At 52.3% G+C, this 26,718-nt stretch carries 29 protein-coding genes; 20 read left to right on the forward strand and 9 right to left on the reverse strand.

Annotation, left to right across the window (positions count from 1 at the left end; genetic code table 11):
• Positions 1-13: 13 nt before the first annotated feature.
• The 6 genes from D5269_RS04195 to D5269_RS04220 all read right to left on the reverse strand — a co-directional run bounded on the left by D5269_RS04195 (position 14) and on the right by D5269_RS04220 (position 5,832).
• Positions 14-271, reverse strand: a complete 258-nt coding sequence (locus tag D5269_RS04195; protein ID WP_120484577.1) for a hypothetical protein — start codon at positions 269-271, stop codon at positions 14-16.
• 3 nt (positions 272-274) lie between these two features.
• Positions 275-745: an FUSC family protein gene (locus D5269_RS04200; RefSeq protein WP_016317532.1), complete on the reverse strand. Its 471-nt coding sequence runs from the start codon at positions 743-745 to the stop codon at positions 275-277.
• Between the two features lie 52 nt (positions 746-797).
• Entirely contained in the window at positions 798-1,421 is a 624-nt protein-coding gene (locus tag D5269_RS04205) for a hypothetical protein (RefSeq protein ID WP_120484578.1), read from the reverse strand.
• Positions 1,422-1,661: 240 nt separating this feature from the next.
• Positions 1,662-3,143 (reverse strand): altronate dehydratase family protein, encoded by a 1,482-nt coding sequence (locus tag D5269_RS04210; RefSeq protein WP_120484596.1) that lies wholly within the window; start codon positions 3,141-3,143, stop codon positions 1,662-1,664.
• Between the two features lie 2 nt (positions 3,144-3,145).
• Entirely contained in the window at positions 3,146-4,636 is a 1,491-nt protein-coding gene (locus tag D5269_RS04215; protein ID WP_120484579.1) for a tagaturonate reductase, read from the reverse strand.
• 758 nt (positions 4,637-5,394) lie between these two features.
• A complete protein-coding gene (locus D5269_RS04220) occupies positions 5,395-5,832 on the reverse strand; it encodes an Rrf2 family transcriptional regulator (protein ID WP_120484043.1) in 438 nt (145 codons plus the stop codon).
• Positions 5,833-5,976: 144 nt separating this feature from the next.
• Between D5269_RS04220 and D5269_RS04225 the strand changes: the two genes are divergently transcribed.
• From D5269_RS04225 to D5269_RS04305, 17 genes are all read left to right on the forward strand, one after another.
• Positions 5,977-6,741: a 4Fe-4S binding protein gene (locus D5269_RS04225; protein WP_120484044.1), complete on the forward strand. Its 765-nt coding sequence runs from the start codon at positions 5,977-5,979 to the stop codon at positions 6,739-6,741.
• 102 nt (positions 6,742-6,843) lie between these two features.
• A complete protein-coding gene (locus tag D5269_RS04230; protein WP_243150710.1) occupies positions 6,844-7,185 on the forward strand; it encodes a hypothetical protein in 342 nt (113 codons plus the stop codon).
• A gap of 109 nt (positions 7,186-7,294) precedes the next feature.
• The gene (locus tag D5269_RS04235) at positions 7,295-8,023 is read left to right on the forward strand and encodes a GntR family transcriptional regulator (protein ID WP_120484045.1); all 729 of its coding nucleotides are present in this window, start codon (positions 7,295-7,297) and stop codon (positions 8,021-8,023) included.
• Between the two features lie 54 nt (positions 8,024-8,077).
• Complete coding sequence (locus tag D5269_RS04240; RefSeq protein WP_120484046.1) at positions 8,078-8,485, forward strand: cupin; 408 nt, start codon at positions 8,078-8,080, stop codon at positions 8,483-8,485.
• 118 nt (positions 8,486-8,603) lie between these two features.
• Positions 8,604-9,980, forward strand: coding sequence for a sodium/glutamate symporter (locus D5269_RS04245; protein WP_120484047.1), 1,377 nt, complete (start codon positions 8,604-8,606; stop codon positions 9,978-9,980).
• 15 nt (positions 9,981-9,995) lie between these two features.
• Positions 9,996-10,829, forward strand: coding sequence for a TIM barrel protein (locus D5269_RS04250; protein ID WP_120484048.1), 834 nt, complete (start codon positions 9,996-9,998; stop codon positions 10,827-10,829).
• A 126-nt stretch (positions 10,830-10,955) separates the two neighbouring features.
• Positions 10,956-11,792: a sugar phosphate isomerase/epimerase gene (locus D5269_RS04255; protein WP_158604867.1), complete on the forward strand. Its 837-nt coding sequence runs from the start codon at positions 10,956-10,958 to the stop codon at positions 11,790-11,792.
• 89 nt (positions 11,793-11,881) lie between these two features.
• Positions 11,882-13,246 (forward strand): MATE family efflux transporter, encoded by a 1,365-nt coding sequence (locus D5269_RS04260; RefSeq protein WP_120484050.1) that lies wholly within the window; start codon positions 11,882-11,884, stop codon positions 13,244-13,246.
• A 197-nt stretch (positions 13,247-13,443) separates the two neighbouring features.
• Entirely contained in the window at positions 13,444-13,602 is a 159-nt protein-coding gene (locus D5269_RS04265) for a hypothetical protein (protein WP_158604868.1), read from the forward strand.
• 33 nt (positions 13,603-13,635) lie between these two features.
• Positions 13,636-15,162 carry a recombinase family protein gene (locus D5269_RS04270; protein ID WP_120484051.1) on the forward strand — a complete coding sequence of 509 codons (1,527 nt, stop codon included), beginning with the start codon at positions 13,636-13,638 and terminating at the stop codon, positions 15,160-15,162.
• Positions 15,163-15,396: 234 nt separating this feature from the next.
• Positions 15,397-16,788, forward strand: coding sequence for an SPFH domain-containing protein (locus D5269_RS04275; RefSeq protein WP_120484052.1), 1,392 nt, complete (start codon positions 15,397-15,399; stop codon positions 16,786-16,788).
• A gap of 55 nt (positions 16,789-16,843) precedes the next feature.
• Positions 16,844-17,929, forward strand: coding sequence for a hypothetical protein (locus D5269_RS04280; protein ID WP_120484053.1), 1,086 nt, complete (start codon positions 16,844-16,846; stop codon positions 17,927-17,929).
• 12 nt (positions 17,930-17,941) lie between these two features.
• Positions 17,942-18,742, forward strand: a complete 801-nt coding sequence (locus tag D5269_RS04285; protein WP_120484054.1) for a TPM domain-containing protein — start codon at positions 17,942-17,944, stop codon at positions 18,740-18,742.
• Positions 18,743-19,062: 320 nt separating this feature from the next.
• Positions 19,063-19,464 carry a hypothetical protein gene (locus tag D5269_RS04290; protein WP_120484581.1) on the forward strand — a complete coding sequence of 134 codons (402 nt, stop codon included), beginning with the start codon at positions 19,063-19,065 and terminating at the stop codon, positions 19,462-19,464.
• On the forward strand, positions 19,461-19,733 hold the full coding sequence (locus tag D5269_RS04295) for a hypothetical protein (RefSeq protein WP_120484582.1): 273 nt from the start codon (positions 19,461-19,463) through the stop codon (positions 19,731-19,733). Before D5269_RS04290 ends, D5269_RS04295 begins: the two co-directional genes overlap by 4 nt.
• Positions 19,726-19,911, forward strand: a complete 186-nt coding sequence (locus tag D5269_RS04300) for a hypothetical protein (RefSeq protein ID WP_120484583.1) — start codon at positions 19,726-19,728, stop codon at positions 19,909-19,911. The genes D5269_RS04295 and D5269_RS04300 overlap by 8 nt, the downstream gene beginning before the upstream one ends.
• 82 nt (positions 19,912-19,993) lie before the next feature.
• Complete coding sequence (locus tag D5269_RS04305) at positions 19,994-20,260, forward strand: hypothetical protein (RefSeq protein ID WP_120484584.1); 267 nt, start codon at positions 19,994-19,996, stop codon at positions 20,258-20,260.
• 253 nt (positions 20,261-20,513) lie between these two features.
• On the opposite strand, the gene D5269_RS04310 is transcribed toward D5269_RS04305, so the two are convergent.
• Positions 20,514-21,788, reverse strand: coding sequence for a glycosyltransferase family 4 protein (locus D5269_RS04310; protein WP_120484585.1), 1,275 nt, complete (start codon positions 21,786-21,788; stop codon positions 20,514-20,516).
• Between the two features lie 437 nt (positions 21,789-22,225).
• On the opposite strand from D5269_RS04310, the gene D5269_RS04315 reads away from it, so the two are divergent.
• The 3 genes from D5269_RS04315 to D5269_RS04325 all read left to right on the forward strand — a co-directional run bounded on the left by D5269_RS04315 (position 22,226) and on the right by D5269_RS04325 (position 25,365).
• Positions 22,226-23,302 carry a mannose-1-phosphate guanylyltransferase gene (locus tag D5269_RS04315; RefSeq protein ID WP_120484587.1) on the forward strand — a complete coding sequence of 359 codons (1,077 nt, stop codon included), beginning with the start codon at positions 22,226-22,228 and terminating at the stop codon, positions 23,300-23,302.
• Between the two features lie 16 nt (positions 23,303-23,318).
• Complete coding sequence (gmd, locus tag D5269_RS04320; protein WP_120484588.1) at positions 23,319-24,350, forward strand: GDP-mannose 4,6-dehydratase; 1,032 nt, start codon at positions 23,319-23,321, stop codon at positions 24,348-24,350.
• A gap of 67 nt (positions 24,351-24,417) precedes the next feature.
• The gene (locus tag D5269_RS04325) at positions 24,418-25,365 is read left to right on the forward strand and encodes a GDP-mannose 4,6-dehydratase (protein ID WP_120484589.1); all 948 of its coding nucleotides are present in this window, start codon (positions 24,418-24,420) and stop codon (positions 25,363-25,365) included.
• A gap of 89 nt (positions 25,366-25,454) precedes the next feature.
• Here the strand turns inward: D5269_RS04325 and D5269_RS04330 are convergent, their stop codons facing one another.
• Positions 25,455-25,829: a hypothetical protein gene (locus D5269_RS04330; RefSeq protein WP_120484590.1), complete on the reverse strand. Its 375-nt coding sequence runs from the start codon at positions 25,827-25,829 to the stop codon at positions 25,455-25,457.
• A gap of 14 nt (positions 25,830-25,843) precedes the next feature.
• Positions 25,844-26,581, reverse strand: coding sequence for a pseudouridine synthase (locus tag D5269_RS04335; protein ID WP_016316419.1), 738 nt, complete (start codon positions 26,579-26,581; stop codon positions 25,844-25,846).
• Between the last annotated feature and the right edge of the window lie 137 nt (positions 26,582-26,718).

Consider the following 26,718-nt stretch of genomic DNA (forward strand, 5'->3'; position numbering starts at 1 on the left):
GCGGTTTTATCTGTTATATCCGGAATTGTGATGGCAAGGTCATAATAGGAAGGGCTTCAGCCATATCAAAGGCGGGAGCTTGGTTCTTATGCAAGGGGGCTTTTTCACTTGCAAAAAGCCCCCTCTTGCCGCGTCGCGGCAATTCACCCGAAAAAAGCGCTTCACAGGATAAAGTATTTCGCTCATTGCGATGAGCGACCAAAGGCTCTGCCTTTGGAAACCGCAATTTTTTGAAAAAAATTGAGTAAAACTTTTGATCTGCACCTTGCATTCTTTATTTTTCCGGTTGATCTGTTCGGGCTGGTGGGCGGATTGCAAGGTTGATTCCGACTGCCACCGCGATGCCAACCGTATTGTTCAGCGTCCTGCCCAGAGCATAGAGCCAGGGATTCCCTACTGCGGTGGAAAGTACGATCACCAGATAGGTCACACAACCCATTACCGTGGCCCCGTTTTTTCCGATCACATTACAAAGCATAATCAACAGGGTGACTACTGCCGCTACCAGAAGCAGATGCAGCAGGTCGGAAGAATGGTAACGCCTGTCCAGCAGGACAAACAGTGCGCCAAAAATGCCTCCGATTACCGTCCCAATGATTCGGTTGACACCCGCCAGAAGGGAGTCCTCAATGGTGGGCTGCATCGCGATTACTGCCGCGATGCAGGCGAATGCCGGATCGCCGGGAAGAAACTGGTACAGCAGCAGGCAAATAAAGATTGCCAATGCGGTTTTGAGGTTGCGCATACCGACATGCAACTGTGGAATTTTACGGATTGGGCTTCCTCCTTTCAATCTTTCAAACAGCTTTCAGTGTGATCCGATCCCCTTCCTGAAGGATCGATGCGGTTTTCTCTCCAGCGGACAACGTAATCTCTACGAATGATGCTACGTCGCAGTCAGCTGCTCGATAAACAGACAGTGTCCCGTTCTCATCCACTGCAAGAACCGAATCATGGTCAATGTCGGAAAAGTCGAACAGGATCATCTGCCGATTTGCGGAGTCAAAATATCCCGCCTGGGAGCGGTGGAGTCCAGATCCCCAGGAACAGGTAAAATATAACTCGGACTTTCCATCCCTGTTCAAGTCGGCGACCGCAAAGGAAGTCAACCCATATCCTCCGAACCATTCTCCAAGCGGGTAGACAACATCTTCATACAGCAGATAGCCGGCGCAGGAGCTGTCAAACTTGAAAAGATGGAAGCCGTACTGGTCTGAAACCGTTTGCGGGGATATGCGGTAGCATCTGCCGGACTCCTCATAGCTGGTATTCTCCAGAAGTTCCAGAAACGGTTCCACTCTGTCCCCGGAAGGTTCCATCTGAAAGGTTACGATCTCTGTGGAATTTTGCTCCCCAATCTTTCCGCACCCTACGGACAAAATCAAAACAAGGATCAAAAATGCGGATAAAATCCTTTTCATAGATACACCTTTCTGTTTTCAGTTTATCCTGAAATGAAAAATACTAAGTTTATCATACCATTCTGATTTGTTTTTTTCAAGGGATCGTTCAAGAAAGAAATACCCGCGTTTTTCTAAAATGCGAATACATGTCAGAAAAGCGCGGGAAATGTTCGATTTTTTGGGTTCCCTGCTGCACGTTTAAGGCCAGTGTGACAGCTGGGAGAAAACAGATGAATTGTGAGAGGCAATCAGGTACTATTACAGGGTAACACCATCTTTGAAGATTGCGAGATCACGCATCCCATGCTGCTCACCGACCGTCCGTTCCCCACTCGCGACCCGCAGCACATAGTCAAAAAACGTCTTTGAAAGCTGATCCATCGGGACGCCTTCGATCGACTGCCCTGCATTAAAGTCGATCCATCCCGCTTTTTTCCGGCTGAGTGCACTGTTGCTGGCGATCTTCACGGTGGGCACCGGACATCCAAACGGGGTGCCGCGTCCGGTTGTAAAGAGCACGATCTGTGCGCCTGAAACAGCCAATGCGGTCGATGCTACAAGGTCGTTTCCCGGCGCTTCAAGCAGATTCAGCCCGTGTTCGCAGATTGGGTCGCCATAAGAGAGCACGTCGACCACGGTGCCGCTGCCGCCTTTCTGGGTACATCCAAGCGATTTGTCCTCAAGGGTTGAAATGCCGCCCGCCTTGTTTCCCGGGGAGGGATTTTCATAGATGGTCTGATGGTAACGGATGAAGTAGTCCTTGAATCCGTCGATCAATGCAACCGTTTTCTGAAATGTTTTTTCATCCCTGCATCGGTTCATCAGGATGGTTTCCGCCCCAAACATCTCAGGAACTTCGGTCAGGATCGAGCTGCCTCCCTGTGCGGTCAGCATATCCGAGAATACCCCGACCAGGGGATTTGCGGTGATGCCCGAAAGCCCGTCTGAACCGCCGCATTTCAGGCCAATCACCAGCTCCTGCGCAGAGCAGGTCTGACGCTTGAAGCTCCCCGCATAAGAGGCAAGCTGTTCAAGCAGGGAGAGCGCATCGGCGATCTCGTCATCGCTCTCCTGGCAGACGAGAAATTTTACCCGGTTCGGGTTGGTTTCACCGAGCACCTTTTTGAACGCGTCGAGATTGTTGTTCTCGCAGCCAAGCCCGAGCACCAGCACACCGCCTGCATTGGGGTGGCGCACCAGCCCGGCCAGCGCTTTCTGAGTGTTGAGATGATCCCCACCAAGCTGAGAACAGCCATACGGATGTGGAAATGCATAAATCCCGTCGATGCTTCCGCTCACCAGAGCTTGTGCCTTTCGTTCGATCAGGCGGGCAATCGAGTTGACACATCCTACTGTCGGGAGAATCCAGAGCTCGTTTCGCACACCGACCCTTCCGCCTTCCCGCAGAAACCCTTCAAAGGTGGCGGGCGGCAGGGGTGTAGGCGGAGTGAGCGCAGGCTCATAGCGGTATGCCAATTTATCGTTCAGGTTGGTTTTCAGATTGTGGGTATGCACCCAGCTCCCCGCTGAAATATCGGATTTTGCCGAACCGATCGTGTAGCCGTATTTGGTCACGCATTCGCCTGCGGATATTGGACAGATTGCCATCTTATGGCCGGTTGCGATCTCTTCACATGCAGTCACGAATTTTCCGTTTGCTTCGACCGTTTCCCCTTTTTCGATTGTCCGAAGCGCAACGCCGACATTGTCCGCCGGGTTGATAACCAGGAATTTCAGCAGATTCATCCGACCGTCAGCCCCTCTTTCTGTTCGACCAGCGCATGGATGGCCGCTTTCATCCCCTTGGTTTTGATCTCATCAAGATACCCGGCAGCCATCGGGACAAACCCATCATATCTGGTCAGGTCCTCACCCCAAAATCCGGTCTGCGAGGCCAGCGCCTGTACAAATTCATTGGAGGACAGACGGGTGGAATGTTCCGCAAAAAATGCGAGAGCAGCTGCATCATCCTTAATTTCGTAGGGCTGTCCATCCCGATTTCCCTGAAGGACGCCGTTTTCCAGCTTGTCCGAGGTATAAAATGCCATCAGGGCCGCAAAGGAGAAGGTCAGCAGATGTGGGAGCCTGCCGGATGTGTTGTAATAGTCACGCAGCGAAGGAAGGATACGGGATTTCCATTTTGAAACCGAGTTGAGGGAGATATCGAGCAGGCGGTGTTTGATGAACGGATTTTCAAAGCGTTCAAATACCGAATTGGCGAATGCAAGCACCTCTTCCCGCGGCAGCCTGACCCCCGGTACGATCTCCTCCATCACCACTGTATTCATGAAGGTTCTCAGATCCGGGTCCTTCATGATCTCCCCGACAATCTCGAATCCGGCAAGATAACCGGCCAGGACAGTCGAAGTGTGCGCACCGTTCAGAATACGGACCTTGCGTTCCCGATAGGGGGTCTGGTCATCGGTGAAGATAACCGGGAGGCCCGCTTTTTCAAGTGGAAGAATATCTGAAATATCCCGCCTGCTCTCGATCACCCACAGGCCGAACGGCTCCGCAGTGTCCACTAACTCGTCGATATATCCGAGCTGTGCGGTGGTTTCTTCGAGATTGTCGCGGGGGTAACCGGTTACAATCCGATCAACCAGTGTGCAGCAGAAAGTGCAGGATTCTTCTACCCAATTCCGGAACGTCTCCCCCAGCCCCCACAGCGAGATATACTGGTTTACGCAGTCATGAAGACGGTCCCCATTATGCTCGATCAGCTCGCATGGGATAATGGCAAGACCTTTGCCGGCATCGCCTTCAAATTTTTGGAACCGTTCAAACAGCAGTTTGGTCAGCTTGCCGGGATAGGTGGACGGAGGCTCGCTCTCAAACCGGTCGTCCGCATCAAATACGATACCAGCTTCAGTGGTATTGGAAATGATAATCTGGAGGCTTTCCAGGCAGGCGGTTTCAACCAGTTCCCCATAGGATTCGTAAGCGTCGATGGTTTTCTGTATGCTGGTAACAATCCGGGCATCATTCACAACCTTGCCATCCATCTGTCCCCGGAGGATTACGGTATAAAGGTTGTCCTGCTGGCGAAAACGCTCCAAATTTCCGAACGGGATCGGTTTGACCACTGCGATGCCAATATCGGAGACGCCTTTTTCATTGGAAATATCAACCATATAGTCCACAAATGCACGTAAAAAGTTGCCTTCACCAAACTGCATCAACCGCAGAGGGCGCTGCCTGACAGCGGCCATCTCTTTGTTAAGCGTTTTCATCCATCTATCCCCTTTTCTGCAAAATTTTCTGATTAAATGGTAACGTAAGCGCTTACATAACCATAATAATTGCAAATTTTGAAAATGTCAAGATAAAAGATATATTTTGTCTTTTTTCTTTCACAATATCGCTGATTTCTATAAAAAAAGACGGTAAAGTAAAGTTTTCTATTGAATTTATCAATAAAGTGAAAAAACTATTGTAAAGCGCTTACGATTTCCGTATAATGCTACTATAAGGACAAAAAGCCAGAAATCTGTTTGGTATCTACGGCAAAGAGCTTTTCCCTTGTGAAAAGCCTTTCTGGCTCTGGCTGCAAGACAGAGCCAATCCCCTTTTAATGTACTTTCGGACGGAGAAAAAAGCTTCTTAAAGCGTTTGGTTGAAAACAGATTTTCGGCTGCCAAGAGATGGATACAGGAACCTCTGGGTCTGTGGTGGGGATCGCCGTAGGAGGCTTGCTTATAGCGGCCTTATTTCGGGCTGCATGGCCATCCTGCACGCTCTGTGCGATGGCGGGTTTTTGTCTGCTGTTAAGAACCCGTATTCACAACTATTCGACACTGTCTGAGCGGGTCTTTTGCCGGCCTGCCGCGTTGAAAAATCTTGCAATACACAAAGTATTGTCTGCATTTTTTCGCCTTGCAGGGCAGCAAAATCCCTCGCCCATCCGGCATCCTCTGATTATGGATACAGGTTCTAACAATCGGCACAGGGTATATACCTGTGCATTGCTTGCCATGATCACCATGATCGTCTACGTGTTCTCCGTTTGCTGGTGGTACTTATCCATAATTTCTTCCATACTGATATTTTGCAGACTTTTCTGTAAGTCCTCTCGGACATTTTGATAGGAAGAATCCAGTACACCATGAATGCTTCTCCCTACTGGACACAGGCAGGATGGAGATGCATGGATGCCAATCAGTTTATTGAGAAAATCCGGCTCAATTGCATTGCAGATACGATACAAAGTAATCTCGTCCAAAGAACAATTAAGCGTCGTACCACCAGTGCCAAACTTGACAGAGAGAATGCCGTCCTTTTTTAATGCACTGACGATATTCCGTATGGTTACAGGATTCACGCCAGTGGAGAGTGACAACAATTCACTTGTAACTTTCTTGCTTTCTCCATACTCACAAATAAAAACAAGACAATGTATGGCCACAGAGCATTTGGTACTTATGTGCATATGGCTATCCTCCCCGTTTCAACGCAATTGTATATCGGCTATGATATCACAAAAAAATTGCGGTGTAAATATTGACATTGCATCAGATGTGGAGTATACTCTTTGCGGTATAAATCTAAAAATTACACGTTGGAGGTACATGATATGAAATATGCACAACTGATTTTCAGCCCGACAGGCGGAACAAGAAAAGCGGCGGAGATGGTTACAGCGGAGTGGAGTCCGTCTGTAGAAAACATTGACCTAACAAATCCTGCTGTAAATTACTCGAAATACAAGATGGAAGCAGATGACCTTGTTCTGATTGCATTGCCCTCTTATGGTGGGCGTGTTCCTGGCCTCGCCGCTGAAAGACTGGCAAAGATTCCGGGTAATTCCGCAAAGTGTGTGTTGCTATGTGTATATGGTAACCGGGCTTATGAGGATACGCTGGTTGAAATGGCAGACGTGGCAAAAAAGGCTGGGTTCTCCGTTGTTGCCGCTATTTCCGCAGTTGCGGAGCACTCTATTATGCACCAGTATGCGTCTGGTAGGCCGAACCAAGAAGATGAGCGCCAGCTCAAGTCCTTTGCGAAAGTAATCCTTGAAAAATTCAAGGCAGGAACATTGGATGGAGGGCCGCAGATCCCAGGCAATCGACCTTACAAAAAGGCAGGGGATGCGAGCTTGGTCCCAAAGGCTGGTACAAGCTGTAACGGCTGCGGACTCTGCGCAGATAATTGCCCAGCAGGGGCAATCTCTAAAGAGAATTTGAAAACAGCGAATCCCAAGAAGTGTATCTCCTGCATGCGGTGCGTTGCGAGGTGTCCCCAAGGTGCCCGGAAGGTAAATGGTGCGTTGGTATCCGTTGCATCGCTGGCAATCAAAAAGGCTTGCAGCGAGAAGAAAGAAGCCGAACTTTTCATATAGTGGCAAAGCAGAGGGAATCGTTTGATTATTGCTGATGAATACTGAACAAGGGGGGATTTCACTCGGTGAAATCCCCCTTGACAAATGTTCTCTTGCCACTTTATGGAGATGCAGTGGAAGCACGCTGTCTGCCTGCACACCGGCGAGTATTTCCATGGGCCGTTTGAAACCACCGACAAGCAGCTTCCCATGATCCTGCTGATGAGCGAAGGCCGCACCCGCACACTGGATGAGCGCTGCCTGAAGTTCCTGAACACCTATGCCGAAAACTTTATCACCATCGACTTTGCCAAGATCAACAAGGGCCGGATCGACCCCAGCGTAGTGGAGTTTTTCAACCCTGTGGTGATGATTCCGGTGGAGCGTTACTATGTTTCCCAGATGGCGGAGCTGCGGGGCCACTCGATGGACGATCGCCGCTACATGTGGAAGGTAGAATATTAAGGCTTAATTTTCTTGTCTGGCTTGCTTTTTTCTTGTGCTTTTGTTATCTTATATAAATGGATGTTTTTTTCCATTCGCTTTAGATATACACAAGTAAGGAGTTTTAACCATGCTGGACGCGAAAACTGCTACCCCCTTGTACGTTCAATTGATCGAAATTTTAGAACGGCAGATTGCATTTGGAGAATTGGAAGCTGGGGAGCGGTTGCCATCTGAAAGTGAATTGGCCAAACAGTTCGGTGTTAGCATTATCACAGTGCGCAACGCAGTGGGAGAACTGTGCAAACGCGGGCTATTGGAGCGTAAACAGGGCAAGGGAACCTTTGTGCGGAAGGTGAAATACATGCGCGACAGCCGCACCCTGTCCAGCTTTACAGAGTCCTGCCGCGACCAGGGGATGATTCCCGGCGGGAGAACTCTGGAGAAGAGTACGGTTGTCCTCAACCCGAAAATAGCCCGCCGCCTGGAGCAGGCCCCTGGCAGCCAGGGGATCTACATGAGCCGTTTGCGATTTGCGGACCGGGAGCCGGTTATCATTGAGCGGAACTATTTTCCCATGAAATACGCTTTTTTGATGGAACAAGAATTTGATAACAACTCTTTGTTTGAGTTCCTGAAGGAAACCTATCAGGTGACGGTCACCCGCTCGGATAAAGAAATCGAGATGTGCCGCGCAACCAATACAGAGGCGGAGCTGCTCAAGGTCCCGGTAAATGCACCCCTGATTTTGGTAAAAAGTACGGCGTATGTCCAGACAGGCGAACCGATTTATGTAGGTACACAGGTGATGAACGGCGAACGGTTCACTCTTCAAATCACGCAGGGAATTGTGCTGTAACGCCGCAGCACAGACCCTTGTTTGCCGGAGTCCAACCAAAAGGAGGCTGACACGATGTACGCAGATATTTATTCCCATGAAGCAGAGGGGATCCAGTGTGTATTCGATAACAAAAAATGGGTCGTTTGCATCAAAAACTGGAAGCCCAACAACGATGTGGATCAGATTCAGTATCTGGAAATTCACCACGCGACAGATGAACAGTTCATCCTGGTAAAAGGCAAGGCGCTCCTGCTGGTTGCCAGCCGGGATGAAAAGGGTTTTGATATTCAGGTGATCCCGATGGAGCAGGGGAAGGTGTACAATGTCCCTCAGGACACCTGGTTCAACACGATTACCCAAAAGGACACAAAGCTGGTCTATGTTCAGGACGCTGGCACCACAGGAGAAAACAGTGAGTATCAGGACATGACAGCGGAAGAGTTGGAATCTGTACGGCGGACAGCCAAAGGGCTGCTGTAATATCCGGCTTTTTTTTAGAACCGAACTATAATGTTATAAAATAATATAGTTCATTTTAGAATCATATTTTGGAAGAGTTTTACGCGAAGTCAAATATTGTGAAGGGGAGGTATCCTCCATGGAGTTTACTTGCTACTCGATGCTGATTGATTTTACCATTGCGGCTATATTCCTATTCGTTGCAAAGCTCCTGCGCGAGAAGATCAAAATCCTGCAAAGCCTCTTTATCCCTGTCAGCCTGCTGGCCGGTTTCCTGGCCCTGATCGCAGGCAAGAACGGCCTGAAGCTGATCCAGTTCTCCGGCCAGGCTGGTTCTTATTCCGGTATGCTCATTATCGCTGTGTTCGTCTCCCTTGGCCTGAGAGGCTTTAACTTCTCCAAGGGCGGCATCAAGGAGAACTTCGACCGGATCGGCAGCTATTACTGCCTGCGCAACATCGGCTGGTGTTTCCAGTACAGCTTCCCCATCATTTTTTCTGTGCTGATCCTGGGCATTTTTGCGCCTGACCTGAATCCCGCTTTTGGGATGCTGATCCCCGCCGGTTTCCAGGGCGGCCACGGTACAGCCGCGGCTTTGGGCAATACCCTGGGCGGATTGGGCTGGGAAGCCGCCAATGACCTGGGCATGACCAGCGCTACCATCGGTATCCTGACCGGTATCTTCGGCGGTATTGCCCTGATTAAACTGGGTACCATAAAGGGCTATACAAAGTTTGTCAAAGACTTTACCCAGCTTCCGAATGATATGCGCACCGGACTGATTGAGGAGGGCAACCGCCCTGCCCTGGGTGAAGAGACCGTCTCCCCGATGGCCATTGATCCTCTGGCCTGGCACCTGATGCTGATCCTGATCCCTACTGGCCTGGGCTATCTTTTGACCAATTACCTCCAGGACCTCACCGGGTATGGCCTGCCCAGCTTCTCCATCGGCTTCCTGGTCGCCATCGTGTTCCACTTTGTGCTGAAAGCGATAAAGGCTGATAAATATGTGGACAACCGGATCGTCAGCCGCATGGGAAGCTGCTGCACCGATTTCCTGGTCTTCTTCGGCGTGGCTACCATCAACATCCCGGTGGTGTTGGAGTACATCGTTCCTTTCTCCCTGCTGATGCTGTTCGGTATCGTATGGGTTGTGATCCACTTTGCAGTGATCGCCCCCCGTCTGCTCAAGCAGGAGTGGTTCGAGCGCGGGATCTATGTCTACGGCTACTCCACCGGCGTTACCGCGATCGGTATGGCGCTGCTGCGCATCGTCGATCCCGAGAACAAGAGCTGTACCTTGGATGATGCCGCGATCGTCACACCCATTGAGTCGATTATTGAGGTTTTTGCGCTGGCCTATGTCCCTGTGGCCTGTGTGCAGGGCAACTGGGTCATCGGTGTGGCACCTATCCTGATTTACATGGCAGGTTTGATCGTTGCCAGCCTCATCTTCCGGTGGTGGCATAAGCATCCCCGCAGTGTTTTTGACGAATCCCTGTTGGAGAAGAGATAATCGGGAGGTGACAGCATGGGCGCACTGCGCATGGAACAACTCAGCGGCATGAACCTGCATTACCAGCACCATAGCCTGGAGTATTTTTTGGATCAGCAGGTTGCGCTGGGGATCAAAAATGTGGAACTTTGGGGCGCCTCTCCCCATCTGTATGTGGACGATGCTTCGCCGGAACGGCTCCACTATGTCCGCAAGGCCATCAAGAGCCGGGGCCTGCATTTGATCTGCTACACGCCGGAAACGGTGGTATACCCTATCAATATTGCGGCAGAGGAGGAACATATCCGTTGGCGCAGCCTGCAATACCTGTCCCGGGCAATCGAAATCGCTGCGGAACTGGGCTGTGGACGGATGCTGCTTACCCCGGGATGGGGATATGTGGAAAGCGGCAGGGAAAAGTCGATGCCCTATGCGCTCCAATCCATAGAGGTTCTGACCAGAAAGGCGGAAAAGGAGGGTGTTATCCTAGCGCTGGAGCACTTGTCCCCCATCAGCTCCAACCTGATTAACACCGCAGCCGATTTGAAAATGGTATTGGGTCAGATTCCAAGCCCCAACCTGAAGGCCATGCTGGATACCTGTCAGGTATGCCTGGTTGGGGAACATGTCCGGGACTACTTTGAAGCCCTGGGGAAAGACCTGATCCACATCCATATTGTGGACGGCATGCCGGGCGGGCATCTGGCTTTCGGTGATGGAACCATTCCCCTCCAGGAATTTGTGGAAACCATCGGGGCCTATGGCTACACGGGTTTCCTTTCCATGGAAATTTCCGATCGCCGGTATTTTGAAAAGCCCGAACTTGCTGACAAACAGTCCATGGACCTGTTCCGCAAATGGATTGGATGAGGAACTTGCAAGCGCTACTCTATCTCTACGAATATGGCGGAAGGCAGGGCGATCCAAGCTCTGTCTTTCGTCGTTGTTGGCCGTATCATCAACGGCAGAATCAAACGTGATTTATGGAGGCACCGTATGAAAACATTGAAAACAACGCAGATCGCCAGTTCAAACTATCACTATATCAAATACAGCCTCCCCTATTTTCTGGATTCCATGGCGAGGCTGGACCAGCATCTGATTGAATTTTACGCCGCAAGCCCTCATCTGAGCATCGAGGATGCTACATACGCAACCGTGAATGACCTGAAACGGGAATTGGATGCCCGGGAGATTAGGGTATGCTGTCTGACACAGGAGCAGTGCGTCTATCCGATCAACATAGCCTGCGAGGATGACGCCATCCGGGAGCGCAGTGTCCAGACTTTTTTCAAGACCATCGAATTTGCGGCACAGCTGCAAGCGCCATATGCACAAATCGTCTGCGGGAGGGGCTATTTTGACAACCCGGAGGAAGATGCATGGAAGCGCAGTGTACAGTCGATGGCCCGCATTGTGGATAAAGCGGAACGGTACGGCGTGACGATGGTGATTGAGGCCGCCAGCTATAACACAACCAACGTGGTATACGACAGCCCGCGGATTCGCCGGATGCTGGACGAGATAAGCAGCCCAAATCTAAAATGTATGCTGGATACCTGCGCAGTGGCCATGGCGAAAGAGGATATCCGGGAGGACCTGGCACTCCTTGGCGCGGATATGGTTCACCTGCATTTTGCGGATGGGACGCCGTTGGGACATCTGATCCCCGGCGAAGGGAACCTCCCGCTATTGGACTATTTGAACGCTTTGGATGAGTTCGGATATACAGGGGCAATCCCATTTGAAATTTATAACCGCCTGTATGATTTCGACCCGGAGGAAACGATGAAAAAGTGCCTGGCATATTTGACGCGGGCGATCAATGGTTGATCCGTTAGAAGTCCTTTTAGGGGCAATTCTCCCAGCCGCCATGCGGCTGGGAGAATTGTCTGCCATGATTGCGGAAAGAGATGAGCTTTATGACAAAAAAGGAACAGCATACGATTGACATGTGCAGCGGAAGCCTGCCGGGCAAAATTTTGCTCTTTGCCCTGCCTCTGGCCGCCTCGAGGCTGTTGCAGCTGTTGTTCAATGCCGCAGACATTGTGGTGGTCGGCAAATTCGTAGGCAAGGAGGCACTGGCGGCTGTAGGTTCCAATACAGCGTTGATCAATCTGTTGATTTCCATCTTTGTAGGGCTGTCGATTGGTACGAACGTAACCTTGGCGAGAGATATTGGGGCCAAACAGATGGATGCGGTACGGCGGGGCGTGCATACCTCCGTCTGTCTTGCTTTATTCAGCGGGGTTGTTCTGATGGTATTCGGCATGTGCGTTGCTCCGCAGCTCCTGCGGTGGATGGACTCTCCGGACGATGTGATCGACCTGGCTTCCCTGTATCTGCGGATCTATTTCCTTGGAATGCCCGCCACTATGACCTATAACTTCGGCGGTGCGGTACTGTCTGCGCAGGGGGATACCCGGCGTCCGCTGTACGCGTTGTTTCTTGCGGGAGTTGCCAATGTGGCAATGAATCTGCTGTTTGTCATAGGCATGGGCCTGGGAGTAGCCGGTGTTGGCTTTGCTACCGCGATCTCTCAATATATTTCTGCGGGACTGGTGTTGTGGTTCCTGGCCCAGGAGCAGGACGCGATTCGCTTGGACTTCCGCCAGCTGCGGATGGACCCGGAAATTGTCCGGCGCATTTTTCGGGTGGGTTTGCCCGCTGGTTTTCAGGGGATGGTGTTCGAGCTGTCCAACGTAGTCATTCAATCTACAGTGAATACGTTTGGCTCCACCATGATGAGCGGGACTGCTGCCTCGCAAAATATCGAGGGATTTGTTTTCGCCATGATAAACACGTTTTACCAGGCTGCAATGACCTTCACCAGTCAAAACTATGGTGCGGGGAAATATGAGCGCGTGGACAAAGTGACGGTTTACTGTCAAATCTTTACGGTTGCGACTGGCCTGATTTTAGGAAACCTGATGTTCTATTTTGGCCATGACCTCATTGCAATTTATGTACAGCCGGGCCCGGAACAAGAAGCGGTGATTCAAGCGGGATTGATCCGCATGGGCCATGTCGGGCGGCTATACGCCTTGTGCGGTATTATGGACACGATGGTTGGTTCTCTGCGCGGCCTGGGCTGCTCTGTGGTGCCCATGCTTGGCTCGCTGGTCGGTTCGTGCCTGCTGAGGCTTGTGTGGGTTTATACCATTTTCCCACGCAATCCGACGCCTGAAACCCTGTTTCTGTCCTATCCGGTCACATGGATTGTTACCGCGGTCTTCCAGATTGGGGTTTATCTGTTTATTCGAAAAAGTATTTTTGAAAAAGTGTAAGGCGAAATCACTGCCTAAAGTTGATGCAGAGCTTGAGGGCAAATCTGCTCTGGAAGTTTCCCCTGAACGCATCATAAAAACAGGAGAGCCGCCCTAAATCTGCTTAACTGCGCAATATGCCGGGACTTCACACATATAATGGTAGCGGATGGGATTCCAATACGCCCCCTGCGCAGGGCTGCTTAGGAGGTACGGCTATGGCTGGTCTCAAAGAGGAATACACGGACATGAAAGGCCGGAGACATCGTGTAGAGCATCTTACTGTTCATGCGGAAGATTCGGCCGATCGGGAACGGGTCAAGGAGGAACTGTTTCTTGCTTTGACCAGCGCGGAAAAGCGGATTCCCGCATCATAAACAGATATCGTTTACCATTCGGGAACTGGTCAAATGGCAATCATCCTGTATGCCCGCAGATCCGTGGAACGTGAGAACAGCATCAGCTGCGAAACCCAGCTTGCATATTGCAGATCGGTTATCAAGCCCGATGAACAGGACGAGAAGGTATTTACCTTTGTGGACAATGGCTTCTCCGGCGGCAACGTCAACCGCGACGGCTTCCAGAAAATGATGAAGCTGGTGCGGCAGGGGAAAGTGAAGAAGGTTATCGTTTATAAGCTGGACCGTATCAGCCGCTCACTGTCAGACTTCGTGAATATTTTGCAGGAGTTCAAGGAGCACAGGGTAGAATTTGTGTCCTCGCAGGAATCCTTTGACACGTCCTCGCCTTATGGGGAGATGCTCGTCAAGCTCCTGATGGTATTTGCCGAGTTTGAGCGTACATCCATTATCAACCGTGTCACCCAGGCGTACGCCCACCGCAGCGAAATGGGATTCTATATGGGCGGCAGGCGGCCCTACGGGTTTGAGTTGATACCAACCGTCATCCATAATGTCAAAACCAAGAAGCTGAATCCCATCCCCGATGAGGCGGAGCAGGTACGGTACATTTTCGAAGCCTACGCCCGGGAGAACCTGTCCCTGCGGCGGCTCCAGGACACTCTGGTGGCTGAAGGCAAGCAGCCCTTGAACGGAAGCAGCTGGACAACGGCAAAGCTGTCCACGCTCCTGAAGAACCCGATCTATGTCAAGGCTGACTCTGATGTGTACGACTATTATGACTGCCGCGGCGTTCAGATGGTTACGGACGTGTCTCTGTTTACCGGGGAGAACGGTGCGCAGCTTTATGGCCATACCAAGCATGACTCCGGAAACGCGGATTGGTCGGATATGAAGCTGGTGCTTCTGACCCATCCCGGTATTGTAAGTTCCGGCATCTGGCTAAAATGCCAGCACAAGCTGGAGCAGAACCGGAAGATTGGCAACAGCGTCAGCAACTCCACCAGTTGGCTGGCCGGGAAGGTGGTCTGTGAGAAGTGCGGCCATACGATGACCACCATCAAGGGGAGGATCAATAAGCGTGGGGAGATACGGCGGTATTTCAACTGCACCGGAAGGTCTCATAAGAAAACCTGCACCGGGCCAAAGGTGACGATCTATGCCGGGGATTTGGAGGATATGATCTGCGAATGCATCTCCGCAAAGCTGGAGGACCTGAAAGAGACGGAGTGTACGCCCCAAAAGGGCAATGCGGCAGGGATCAACGATCTGAAGCTGAAAATCAGGGCCATTGAGAGGTCGGAGAAACAGCTCCTGGATGTCATGTTGGCGGGTGGATTCAACGATGCTCTTCTGACACTGGCAAATCAGAGAGCCGTCCAGCTCGAGCGGGATCGATTGGCGCTGCATCAGCGTATAGAAGCCCAAAAGAGCAGGAGGGCAACGGGCATCGCTGTCAATCTGGCCCAGTTATGGAGAACCGCCGGCGATAAGCGGAAGAAAGCGGTTGCTATGGCGATGATACATAAAATCTTTATCAGCGAGGACGGCAGCACGAAGGTGCTTTGGAACCTATAACAAAACGCCAGGGCAGAGCGCCCTGACGTTTTTTTGAGAGCAGGCTAACATCCCAAAAGAGGACAGCTTCTTATAAATCCGGCATTTTAGCTCCCTGCTGATGATTGAAAAGTGTATGAGTGTGTGGTAATATAATCTTGCAAATAGGCGGTGTGTTTATCAGTGCCCCCCAAAATGCAACGTATTTGTGGGAAATGTAAAAAATGAGTTTGAGCACAGAAAGAGGGATGCGCTATGGGACTTATTAAAGCTGGATTAGGTGCGCTTGGCGGTACACTTGCAGATCAATGGAAAGAGTATTTTTATTGTGAAGCGATGGACAAGGACGTCATGGTCACCAAGGGCAGGAAACGCACAGGCTCCCGTTCCTCTAACACCAAAGGGAATGACAATATTATCTCAAATGGCAGCGTGATTGCGGTTGCTGACGGACAGTGCATGATGATTGTAGAACAGGGCAAGGTTGTGGAGCTGTGCGCAGAGCCGGGGGAATTTCAATATGACACGTCCACAGAGCCGAGCATTTTTGCCGGAAGCCTTGGCAGCAGCATACTGGGGACGTTTCAGACGATTGGCAAGCGGTTCACCTTCGGAGGTGATACCGGGAAGGACCAGCGGGTGTATTACTTCAATACCAAAGAACTGATCGACAACAAGTTTGGCACGCCGAACCCAATCCCGTTCCGTGTAGTAGACTCCAAGATCGGGCTGGATGTGGATGTCTCCATCCGCTGTTCCGGCGTTTATTCCTATAAAATCGCGAATCCGATGCTGTTTTATGCCAATGTCTGCGGCAATGTGGAGCAGGAGTATACGCGTGATGAGCTGGATGGCCAGCTGAAAACAGAATTTATCAGCGCGCTGCAGCCTGCGTTCGGAAAACTTTCCGATCTGGAATTGCGCCCGAACCAGATTGTCGCACATAACACCGACCTCGAGAACGCAATGAATGCTGTACTTTCGGCAAAATGGGGCGAACTGCGCGGGTTGAAAGTGGTCAGTATCGCGCTCGGCTCGGTCACTTTGCCGGAAGAAGATGCGCAGATGATCAAGGAGCTCCAGCGGACAGCGGTTTTGCAAAACCCGAATATGGCCGGGGCGACTTTAGTCGGCGCACAGGCAGATGCCATGAAAGCGGCGGCTTCCAACTCTGCGGGCGCCATGGCTGGTTTTATGGGGGTCGGGATGGCGATGAATGCGGCGGGCGGCATGAATGCACAAAACCTGTTCGCTATGGGACAGCAGCAGGCAAAGCAGCAAACTGCGTCACAGACGGGGGCATGGAAATGTTCCTGCGGGGCAACGGCATCAGGAAAATTCTGCCCCGAATGCGGCGCGGCAAAGCCTGTGGCGCGTGACGGATGGAAATGTTCCTGCGGGGCAACGGCGTCAGGCAAATTCTGTCCGGAGTGCGGCGCGGCAAGACCTGTGAATCCGGACGGATGGAACTGCTCCTGCGGAGCAGTGAACAAAGGGAAGTTTTGCCAGAACTGTGGGGCGAAGAAACCGGCGGCGGCACCTCTCTATCAATGTGACAAGTGCGGATGGGAACCGGAAGACCCCCTGCATCCGCCGAAGTTCTGCCCGGAATGCGGGGACCCGTTCGATGAGAAGGATGCGCGTTGATGGGATAGAGGCAGGTTCGGGAAGCGATTCTTTTTAATCAAGAGAGGTGGAGACGGTGGCTGTAATACAGGAATATAAATGTCCCTGCTGCGGCGGTGCGATTGCTTTTGACAGTACCATACAGAAGATGAAGTGTCCTTACTGTGATACAGAGTTCGAGATGGAAACGCTGGCAGACTACGACAAAGAACTGAAAAGCGAACAGCCGGATGACATGAATTGGGAGCCTGTTTCCGGTGAGGAATGGCAGAATGGAGAAATGGATGGGCTGCGTTCCTATGTTTGCAAATCCTGCGGCGGCGAAATTGTGGGGGACGAAAATACAGCGGCTACCGCCTGCCCGTTCTGCGGCAACCCTGTCGTTATGATGGGACAGCTTTCAGGCGCGCTGAAACCGGATTATATCATCCCGTTCAAGTTGGATAAAAAGGCAGCAAAGGAGGCGCTTCGGAAGCATTATGAAGGCAAGCGCCTGCTTCCGAAAGTGTTCAAGGATGAAAACCATATTGATGAGGTCAAAGGTGTATATGTGCCATTCTGGCTGTTTGATGCAGAGGCTGATGCCAATATGCGCTATAAGGCGACCCGGATCAGGTCCTGGAGCGACAGCCAGTACCATTACACAGAAACCAGCTATTTTTCGGTAAGCAGGGGCGGGCGCATTGGGTTTGCGCGGGTTCCTGTTGACGGCTCCGAGAAGATGCCGGATGATTTGATGGAATCCATTGAGCCCTTTGACTTCTCGGAAGCGGTGGATTTTCAAACAGCGTATCTGGCGGGCTATCTGGCGGATAAATATGATGTGGATGTCGAGCAGAGCATGAAGCGCGCCAATGAGCGGATCAGGAAAAGCACAGAGGAAGCTTTTGATGCAACGGTGCAAGGTTATGCAACGGTTATAAAAGAAGCAGGCAGCATCCAGCTGTGCAACAGCAAGGTGAAATATGCGCTTTACCCTGTCTGGCTTCTCAGCACCAAATGGAATGGCCAGAATTACCTCTTTGCCATGAATGGGCAGAGCGGGAAGATGGTGGGGAACCTGCCGCTGGATAAATCGGCATATCGGAAATGGCTGTTTGGCCTGACAGGCATAATAGGCGCGGCAGTGTTTGCTGCCTCCTATCTGTTTTGGCTGTTGTAAGGGGGGCTGAGGATGAAAAAGGGATTCTGCGGTGTCTTTCTCACGCTGTTTTTATGCATCGCTTTGGTGACCCCCGTGTTCGCCGAGCCAGGTCTGCCGCGGCTTATAGACGAAGCGGAGCTGCTTTCCGCCGGTGAGGAAGCTGCCTTATTAAGCCAGCTGGACGAGGTCAGCGAGAGACAGGAAGTGGACATCGTAGTGGTTACGGCCAATTCCCTGTCGGGGGCGTCTGCCAGGGAATATGCCGATGATTTCTACGATGATAGCGGCTATGGTTTCGGAGAGGACCGGGACGGCATCCTCTTCCTCATCAGTATGAAAGAACGGGAATGGTACATATCAACCAGGGGATATGGAATAACGGCGGTTACTGACGCGGGATTGGAGTACATGTCCGAACAGTTTCTGGGTGACCTGAGCGAAGGCAGCTATGCATCGGCGTTTACGACCTTTGTCCGGCTGTGTGATGACTTTATAACGCAGGCAAGGACGGACATGCCGTATCAAACAGGGCGTCTTCCGAAGGAGCCGTTCGAAGTGTTTGGCAGCCTTGTAACTGCATTGGCGGTCGGTTTTGTGATTGCATTGGTTGTGACAGGGCTGATGAGGACGCAGCTGAAGACAGTGCACAGGCAGTCGATGGCAGGGAACTATATCGAAACTGGCAGCATGCGCTTAACAAGGGAGAAAGATCTGTTCCTGTATAGAAATATTGTCCGTACTAAAAAAGTGAAAGACCCGCCCAAAAGCAGTTCGGCGACGCACACCTCATCTTCGGGTGCAAGACACGGCGGTGGCGGCGGGAGATTTTAAAAGGCACACTGGATATGGGAATAAAGCCCCCATATCCAGTGTGCTTTTGGGAGCTGGCGGATGCCATGCTGTTAAGTATCTTCTGTAGGCTGCCGCCCACGGGGAATAAAATCTGCTTAAACCAGTACGGTTTGCTTCGCCGAAGTTAGCAATTTAAGTAAGAACCCGTATTCACAACCATACACAAAGTATTGTCTGCATTTTTTCGCCTTGCAGGGCAGCAAAATCCCTCGCCCATCCGGCATCCTCTGATTATGAATACAGGTTCTAAATGATCCTGTGCGCCGCAGCCACGTAAAAGGGGATCAGGCGCTGTTTCTATGAATGCTTGCTGCCGCTGTGGGGAACTTTCAAAAGATTATTTCAGCCGATATCGGGACTTTGAACCGGATTGCGGAGAACACCGCCCGCCGGGAATGGAAAACCCTCGGCGCGACCGGGCCTCACCCAGCCATGATGATATGCAGTCGTTTTATGAGGACGGTTCAGCGAGGATGCTTGCTTTTGATGACCGGTACCTCTACGAAATCCGACATCCGGAGCGGATGCCGCCGCGCGCGGAATACGACGCTGTAATTTCGAAGGCGTGGCAAAACAAGTGGAAGCTGTTGGAACAGACGGGGATTCCGGAAAGCGAATATGAGGATCAGGTTGTCCACACGGTCATTCGAACCGCCTGTGAACAGCTGGGCATCTACTATGAGAGGAGAAAACGCAGATGACCGAGTATGAGCGTCGGCAGCAGGAGCTGGATGAACAGTTTACGCGGGAATTAGAGCAGTTGAGCGCGGACAGCGCCGTCATCGAGGAGCAGATTAAAGAGGAGTGGTACAAGACCCACAAACGCGGATTGGGGCGTGACGGCGGTCCGGCAGAGCAGCTAAAGGCACTTTTACAAGAAGACATAAAAAAATTCATACAGATCAAACGGAAGTATGAAGCGATGGGTCTGGACTTGGAAGCGCGCAGAAGGAGGAACGCGGATGAATGAACTGATCGAGTATCGCTGCAAAGGAACCTATCGCGGAAAGCTGTGCAGGAAACTGCTCTGCCGCGCATCCCCGGGGCATCAGATTGAAGTGCGGTGCGACCGATGCAAACAGATGAACGTCTTCGGGGAACCGGAGGATACAAAACCGAATCAGCAAGAGCGTCACGAGCGCCGGTAAACCTGTATGGGGGCACCGGCGTTTTTTATATCTTTTTTTGCCGGCAGGCGTAAAAATGCAATTTTGCCGGAGGGCGTAAACCTTGAAAGGAATTGTTATGGACGAAAACCAAGTGAACACACCAGACACAGCCGGCCAGGCACAGCAGGAGCCGGAGCAGCAGACAACCGGGGAAAAAACCACAGGTTATCAAGTGGCGCGGGGCACTCTCGGTGTCTATCGCGGAGCTGGAACTGGATGGGACGGTAAAAGCTATGTTGACGATTGGAAAATCGTCTGTACCGGAAACGATCGACGGACTACCGGCGGCCTGAACATCAAACAACGGAGGTTGGATATATGCTTTTGAACAATGGGAGAGAAGAGTTTGAACTGTCCTACACAATCGGAGAACTCACGAGACTGAAAAAAGTCTGGACAGCAAAAATCTGCGGAAGGAGCTATTGAAAGCGGTTAAATACGATTGCCCCCCTTTATGCGACGTTACACACCGAGTATAAATGCTGAAAAGTTCAGGGGTTTACGATGTTCTGGGCAGCTCATAATTTATGGATAAGTAAGGTACAAAAGGAACGGACGATCCGGATCGCCCGTTCCTTTTTCTATTCCGGCCGGCTGTAAATCTCGTCGATGCGCTGCTGGATGCATCTTCCAGCGCGTTCGAGGCTCAGCTGTTCGGTGACAGATCGTTTGGCGTTCTGGGAGATCTGCTGGTAAAATGCCGGATCCTGCCAGAGCTTCTGCATGGCTTCAGCGGCCTGCTCCAGGTCTGCATCCGCCCAGCGGTTCCCAGCTTTGTATGGGCCATAATCCTCTTCAATCGGAACCAGCGAATAGTCGATCATGCAGGCGGTTTCCTGGCTCATGAATTCGGTATTGGCCGACCAGTTGGTGGCAACCACAGGGGTCCCGAGCAGCATTGCTTCCGCCAGAGCCAGACCGAACCCTTCCGCGCGGTGCAGGGAAACGAGCACATCCACACAGCTTACCAGGCTATTCACCTGGACTTTGGTTAAAATATCAGAAATCAGATAGATATTCCGATATCCCTGGAAGCTGGCCCGGAGCATGTCCAGATCCGCCTGCTGGGGGTTGTTTACCTTGATGACCAGCCCCACCTCCGGATTCTCGACCGGGAAAGCCCGCTTATAGGCGGCGATAACCCCCAACGGGTTTTTACGCTGGATGGTGCTGTTGCAGTCATACATGGTGAGGTAGAGGAACTGGTTTTCCGGGAGGTGGAACCAGCTGCGTGAACAGGCGGCGTCGGTTGGAGCACTGATCGCATAAGGGACTGTTCGAACAGGAAGAGAGGTTTTTTTGCGGATGCTTTCGCTGACAAACTCCGCAGGGGTCCATATTTCGTCCAGCAGCCCCATGCAGAGACACCACTCATCCGGGAATTCCTCCAGTTCCCAAAGCCAGAAGCCGATGTTATAGTGCTGCGCCCACATAGACGCCGGAAGCTGAAAGTAGGCGGCAACCAGCTCGGAGGGGTTGATGTGGATGAGATTGATATTGAACGGGACCGTATTGGTGATTTTTGAATCCCATGTAGAATCGGAATGGCGCATCTGGCCGATCTGATCGACGTTGTAGATCGTAAACGCCGCGCCGCTCTGCGCCAGTGCATCCGCAACCAGCCGGCAGCTCTGTCCCAGCCCGATCTCCCCTTTGATGTAACCGATCAGATTGACACCGTCGGGAGCGGCGGAGCGGCAGAACCGGTGCTGGAAGGAAGAGAGCACGACCGCCAGCTTTCTCCGTGTAGCCCATGGCTGCACCCGCTTGAGGAGCGCAGATGGAACGATTTTTTTTAAAAAAGGCTTGCAGGCGGTTACGATCCTCCACAAAAAACGAAACACAGAATGATGCATAAAACCTCCATGGAAAAGAGATGGGATTTAGCGGGCCGTATGGGTTGCAATTTCGACCGTGTTCAAGTATAATCATAAGTATATCTGAAAATTCGCAAAAGCGCAAGCAGCGGCCCATTTGAAACCATTTTTATGAAAAGGTCTGCCAGTCTGCTCAAAGGCCGCGGCGTTGGGGACAGGGTTCCTGCCGCCGCGTGTATATGGCGGAATACGCCATCCGGAAAAGCGCTTTTTTGAGGGTGTCCTGGTCCTGGCTGGTCAGAGCGGAGAGAGGGGTTTTGGGTAAAAATCCCCCTGATATAAAGATTATGGGACAAACCCTCAAGCGAACCTTTCAACAACCAGGAAGAGAAAAATACAGGTCTGCCCAGGGAAACCCGGGCAAAGCCGGCTGGTTTTGCCTTTCCGGACAGGCTCAGTAAGTAAGGGGCGTTTTCATGAAGACAACAGCAGTGATTATGGCAGGAGGAAAAGGAGAGCGTTTCTGGCCCAAGAGCAGGAGCAGCTTTCCGAAACAGTTCCTTTCGTTGACGACCGACGGAAAAACCATGCTCCAGCATACGGTAGAGCGTCTGCTGCCGGTGGTGGACCTCGGTGATGTTTATATCGTGACAAATCAGGATTATGTGGAGATCGTAAAAGAGCAGATGCCCGAGCTGCCGCCAGAGAATATCCTCGCGGAGCCGATGGCAAGAAACACCGCCCCCTGCATCGGTCTGGCGGCGGCGGTGATCCAGTCAAAATACGAGGATGCGGTGATGCTGGTCCTCCCTTCCGACCATCTGATCAAGTATACCGAGATGTATGTGGACACCCTGCGGCAGGCGATCGATCTTGCGCAGGAGGGGGAGAACCTTGTAACACTGGGGATCACCCCGACCTATCCGGAAACCGGGTACGGATACATCAATTTTGTCAGGGACGAGGCCAACAAGCAGCGGGGGATTTACAAGGTCAACCGGTTTGTGGAAAAGCCGGATATCGACACCGCGAAAGAATACCTCAGTTCGGGACAGTACCTCTGGAACAGCGGCATGTTCATCTGGAAGCTCTCCACGATTCTGGAAAAGTTCAGGCAGTTCATGCCCGATACCTATGCGGGCCTGGTCAGAATCCGGGATGCGGTCGGACAGAAAAATTTTGATCTGGTCCTGAAAACCTGCTTTGCCGGGTTCCAATCCGAGTCGATCGACTACGGCATCCTGGAAAAAGCGGAGAATATCTATACCATCCCGGGCACCTTTGGCTGGGATGACGTGGGAAGCTGGCTCTCCCTCGAGCGCATCAACCGGACCAATGAATTCGGAAACATGGTGCAGGGGGATGTTGTCACGATCAAAACCAAAAATACAACGATTGTCGGCGGGTCAAAGCTGATCGCCGCTGTAGGGCTTGAGGACATGGTGATCGTTGATACCGAAGATGCACTTCTGGTCTGCGCCAAAGACGCGGCTCAGGACATTAAAAAGGTGATCGAAAACCTGAAAATCTGCAACCGCAATGAACTGATTTAGTAAAGGGGAAAAGAAAATGAAACATGCGTTGATTACTGGGATTACCGGGCAGGACGGGTCCTATCTTTCGGAACTGCTGCTGGAAAATGGCTATGAAGTTTATGGGATCATGCGCAGGAAGAGCGTCGTGGATTACGGGAATGTGGAGCATATCAAGGACCGGCTCCACTTTATCTATGCGGACATGACCGACGTGGTTTCGCTCATCAATGCGATGAAAATTTCGCAGGCGGATGAGGTGTATAACCTGGCGGCACAGTCGTTTGTGGCTACGAGCTGGGAACAGCCGATCGCCACCGCGGAGATCGACGCGGTAGGCGTCACCAACATGCTTGAGGCGATCCGCACCGTGAATCCCAAATGCCGTTTTTATCAGGCCTCCACTTCTGAAATGTTCGGATTGGTGCAGGAGATGCCGCAGACCGAGAAAACCCCGTTTTACCCCAGAAGCCCCTACGGAGTCGCAAAACTCTACGGGCACTGGATCACGAAAAACTATCGGGAAAGCTTTGGGCTGTACGCCTGTTCGGGCATCCTGTTCAACCACGAGTCGGAGCGGCGCGGGAAAGAGTTTGTGACCCGTAAGATCACCGATGCAGTCGCCCGGATCAAGCTGGGGGTGCAGGAGTCCCTGGAGCTGGGGAACATGGACGCCAAACGCGACTGGGGGCATTCCAAGGACTATGTGCGCGCCATGTGGCTGATGCTGCAGCAGGAGTCTCCGGACGATTATGTGATCGCGACGAATGAAACCCGCACCGTCCGCGAATTTGTGGAAACCGCATTCCGCCATGTCGGGATTACGGTCGAATGGCAGGGAGAAGGCGTCAACGAGATCGGAAAGGATGCGGCGACCGGAAAGACCATCGTGAAGGTGAACCCGAAATTCTTCCGTCCTGCGGAGGTGGAAATCCTGCTAGGGAATCCCGCAAAAGCGGAGGGGAATCTGGGCTGGAAACGGGAAATCCCGTTCAGTGAACTGGTTGAGCGTATGGTAAAGAATGATATGGAGCTGGTCGGGAAAGAAATCCGGCTCAACGCCATCTGAAACCGCTGCCTGCGGGCCTTTAATAGCTGTTTTTAAAATCTGAAAAAGCGTTGGAGGTGGATTTGTCATGAAAGCGTTAATCATTGGGGCGGCGGGGTTTGTCGGGCACTATTTGATCAGCCATCTGCGCGATGCGTGTAACTGGCAGGTCAGTGCCACCAAGCTCAAACATGAGGAGGTCCCTGGCCAGGGGATCAGCCTGTTTGATCTGGATATTCTGGAGATAGGGCAGATCAGGACCCTGCTGGAGCAGGTGCGTCCGGATTGTATTTTCCATCTGGCGGCACAAAGCTCGGTCGCCCTGTCCTGGAAGAATCCGGCTTTGACAGCGGATGTGAACATCAAGGGGGTTATCAATCTGCTGGATGCGGCCCGCGCGCTGGATTACAGGCCCAGGATCCTGTTGATCGGGTCGGGCGAAGAATACGGGCATGTGAAACCGGAAGAAATCCCGATTCAGGAGGAAAACAACCTGCGTCCCGGGAACATCTACGCCGCGACCAAGGCGTGTCAGAACATGATCGGGAAAATCTATGCGGACGCCTATGGGATGGATATCATCCGGGTACGGGCGTTTAACCATATCGCGCCGGGACAGGCGCCGATCTTTGTGGTTTCGGATTTCTGCAAACAGGTCGCGGAGATCGAAGCCGGGATCCGGGAACCGGTCATTTCGGTCGGGAACCTCAGCGCCAAACGGGATTTTACGGATGTCCGTGACGTAGTTCGTGCATACCGGCTTTTGATGGAGAACGGCAGGCCCGGGGAGCTTTACAATGTCGGGAGCGGCCATGCGGTGGCCATCCAGGAGATATTGGACCAGATATTGTCCCTGTCGAATCAGAAGATAGAAGTCCGGGTGGACAGCAGCCGGATGCGCCCGGCCGATGTGCCGATCATTGAGGCGGATATTTCAAAGCTGTGTGCGGATACCGGATGGGAGCGGCAGATTGCACTGGAACAAACCATCCGGGAGATCGTAGAGGATTGGAGAAACAAGGTCAAGGCGGGATAAACTGTCTTGAAAGAAAAAGGACGCGGAAGAGAAATCCGCGTCCTTTTTGGTTTTCCGATCGGATATGCCGCCGCAAAGCTGGCTTTTGTTCAGTGGCTGCAATTCTTTTTTTCAAAGAATTCCTGTAGGGAGAACGAACCTTCGGCGGCATAGCCCAGTTTGTTGAGCGAATGGCGCAGTTCTGCCGGAAGCCGGCCGCCCAGCCGGGCTGCTGCGACCCCGTTCCGGAGCTGTGCCGCGAACGCCGCGCGCGCCATCCCGTCGATCAATGGGAGGTCGGTGCGCCGGCCAGTGTCCGCCCCTTCAAGCACCACGCATCCCTCCTCAAGGGTGAATACGGCGGTTGCGAGCACCTCATCCTTCTGAAAGGCCGCGTAGGCGAACACGTTTTTTCCATCCAGCCCGAAGCTGCCGCATACCCGCGCGGAAAGCCGCGGATCGGATAATCTGCGAATCTGAAACATCCTGCACCTCCATCCTATTTCGCCGCCGCATTGCGCAGGGCAGCGACCTCGGAAGGCTTCAGCTCCCGCCAGTGTCCCGGTTGGAGCATCCCCAGCTTGAGCGGGCCGATCGAAGTGCGTTTGAGCCGCGCGACCTCCAGCCCGACTGCCTCGCACATCCGGCGCACCTGCCGGTTGCGCCCCTCCTGGATCGTGATCTGGAGTACGACCCGGCCCTCTCCCTTCTCGAGCACCAGGACGGTGGCCGGCAGGGTCATCCGACCGTCGAGCATCACGCCCGCGGCCATCTGCGCCGCCTGTTCATCGGTGATTCCCGGACGGGCGGTCACCCGGTAGGTTTTGGAAATGTGGTTGGACGGATGCATAATCAGGTTGGCGAAGTTCCCGTCGTTTGTGAGCAGAAGCAGACCTTCGCTGTTGCGGTCGAGCCTGCCCACCGGGTAGACCCGCATGGGCAGGTCTTTCACCAGATCGGTGACGCACCTGCGCCCCATCTCATCCGAGGTGGTAGTGACATAGCCGCGCGGTTTATGCAGCATGACGTAACAGTTTTTCTTTTTGCGCTGGAATACGATCCGCTTTCCATCGACCGCGATGATGTCGCGGTTGGGGTTGACCGGGTTGCCCAGCTGGGCGGGATGCCCGTTGACAGTGATCCGTCCGTTTCGGATCGCCTCTTCCGCCTTGCGGCGGGACATGACGCCATGATCCGAAAGCACCTTCTGAATCCGGATGCCTTTTCCCTGTGCCATAAATTTTACCTGTCTTTCCACGGCTCACGCCGTTGATTTTTGTGAGATTCAGGACCTGTGCGCCCCGACGATTTTTGTGGTTCTGGCTAGGGGCTGTTTGAAAAATCGAAATAGCCGTCTTTTTCTACAAAAAGCGG

The sequence above is a fragment of the Anaerotruncus sp. 1XD42-93 genome (genome assembly GCF_009917605.1).
Taxonomy (GTDB): Bacteria; Bacillota; Clostridia; order Oscillospirales; family Ruminococcaceae; genus Anaerotruncus.